This window comes from Polaromonas sp., assembly GCF_030682935.1.
GTDB lineage: Bacteria > Pseudomonadota > Gammaproteobacteria > Burkholderiales > Burkholderiaceae_C > Polaromonas.
Window position 1 is genome coordinate 1 of sequence record NZ_JAUXNA010000322.1, and the last position, 2334, is coordinate 2334.

General features: G+C 60.1%; 2 protein-coding genes. Both read left to right on the plus strand.

What is annotated here, in order from left to right; genetic code table 11:
* Positions 1 to 1040, plus strand: a 1040-nt coding sequence (gene nusA, locus Q8K05_RS14875; protein ID WP_305247408.1) for a transcription termination factor NusA, incomplete at its 5' end; no start/stop codon positions are given.
* Positions 1041 to 1067: 27 nt separating this feature from the next.
* The coding region (locus Q8K05_RS14880) for a translation initiation factor IF-2 N-terminal domain-containing protein (RefSeq protein ID WP_305247409.1) at positions 1068 to 2334 on the plus strand (1267 nt) is incomplete at its 3' end.

A 2334-nucleotide genomic window follows, 5' to 3' on the forward strand; every position in this document is an offset into this window, starting at 1 on the left:
AAGGCCGCCTGCGCCGCAGTGACATGATCCCGAAGGAAAACCTGCGCTCCGGTGACCGCGTCCGCGCCATGATCATGGAAGTGGACACGACCTTGCGCGGCGCGCCCATCATCCTGTCGCGTACCGCGCCTGAATACATGATCGAGTTGTTCCGCCAGGAAGTGCCTGAGATCGAGCAGGGCCTGCTGGAGATCAAATCTTGCGCCCGTGACCCCGGTTCGCGCGCCAAGATCGCGGTACTGTCGCACGACAAGCGCGTGGACCCGATTGGTACCTGCGTCGGTGTTCGTGGCACCCGTGTCAACGGTGTGACCAATGAACTTGCCGGCGAGCGCGTGGACATTGTGCTGTGGAGCGAAGACCCGGCCCAGTTTGTGATTGGTGCGTTGGCACCTGCCAATGTGTCGTCCATCGTGGTGGATGAAGAGCGTCACGCCATGGACGTGGTCGTGGACGAAGAAAATCTTGCCATTGCCATTGGACGCGGTGGTCAGAACGTGCGCCTGGCTTCCGAGTTGACCGGCTGGAAGATCAACATCATGGACGCCAACGAATCTGCAGCGAAGCAGGCGACTGAAACAGATACCAGTCGCAAGCTCTTCATGGAAAAACTCGATGTGGACGAAGAAATCGCCGACATCCTGATCGCCGAAGGCTTTACCAGCCTTGAAGAGGTAGCTTATTTGCCGTTGCAGGAAATGCTCGAGATCGAGACCTTTGATGAAGACACGGTCAATGAATTGCGCACCCGCGCCAAAGATGCCCTTCTGACGATGGAAATCGCCAAAGAGGAAAATGCCGAAGGCGTTTCGCAGCACCTGCGTGACGTTCAAGGTATCACGCCCGAGTTGATTGCCAAGCTCCAGGAGGCGGGTGTCCATACCCGCGACGACCTGGCCGATTTGGCTGTGGACGAACTTACAGATATTACCGGCCAGTCTGCGGACGAAGCCAAAGCCTTGATCATGACGGCACGCGCCCATTGGTTTACCGATGAAGCTCCAGAGACCGCTGCACCAGCAACCGTCCAAGAGCAATGATCATGAAGGCCAGTCAGGAAACCAAATATGTCCAGTACAACTACCGTCGCTGAATTCGCAGCTGAATTGAATAAATCCACCGCCACCCTGATCGAGCAATTGACCAGCGCCGGTGTTGTCAAGGCGCAGGCCAGCGACCCCCTGTCCGAATCGGACAAGCAAAAGCTGCTCAGCTATCTGCAAGCGAGCCATGGCACCGTTGCGGTTGATCGCAAAAAGATCACGCTGGTCAAGAAGTCCACCAGCGAAATCAAGCAGGCCGACGCTACGGGCCGGGCGCGCACCATCCAGGTGGAGGTTCGCAAAAAACGCACCTTCGTCAAGCGCGAGGACGGCTCCGACCTGTCGGCTGAAGAAGTTCAGCCTGAACTCGCTGCCGCGCCGCAGGCGCCCGAGATTGATGATGCCGAACTGATTCGCCGCGAAGAAGAAGCCAACCGGAGTGCAGAGTTGCTGCGCCAGCAGGAAGAAGAATTGGTTGAAAAACGCCGTCTGCAAGCTGAGCACGAGGCCAAAGAAGCGGCGCGCGAACAGGTGCGTCAGGCAGAGCAGCAAAAAGCTGAAGCCGAGGCGGCTGTGCAGGCGGCCCTGGCCGCCGAGGCCGCCAAAAAAGCCAAGCCCACCATCGGAAAAATCGATAAACCCACGCCAGTCGTCACGCCTGAAGTGCCTGGCGCCGCTGAAATAGCGGCTGCGGCGCAGGCCGCCAAGGCGGCCGAAGCCGCGACAGCGCAGGCGGCGGCCAAAGCCAAAGCGACGGCAGAATTTCAGGCAGACGCCGCCAAGGCACAGGACTTGCAAGAGCGCAGGCGCAGGGCCGAAGCCGAAGCCGCAGGGATCCGGGCCATGTTGTCCGCGCCCAAGCGCGTGCTGGTGCCCCATGTGGACGTCAAGACCGTCGCCAAGGGAACCCTGCATAAACCAGCCGTGGTGCCGGGCGCCGTCAAGCCGGGTGCACCAGGTGCCGTGGCAGTCGCCGGTAAAAAGGAAGTCAAGTCCGAGGCCCTGTCTTCGACCTGGAAAGACGAAGCTGCCAAGAAAAAGGGCATCCCGAGCCGTGGCGCTCCGACCGTTCCCGGACGCGGCAGTTTCCGCGCCGGCCCGCGGGGTCGCCGCAGCGGCGGTCGCGAGGCACGTCCCGAGTCCAATTTCGTAGCACCAACCGAATTCAAGGTGCTTGAAGTCCATGTGCCTGAAACCATCACGGTGGGAGAGCTGGCGCACAAGATGAGCGTGAAGTCATCCGAGGTGATCAAGCACCTGATGAAGCTCGGCCAGATGGTCACCATCAACC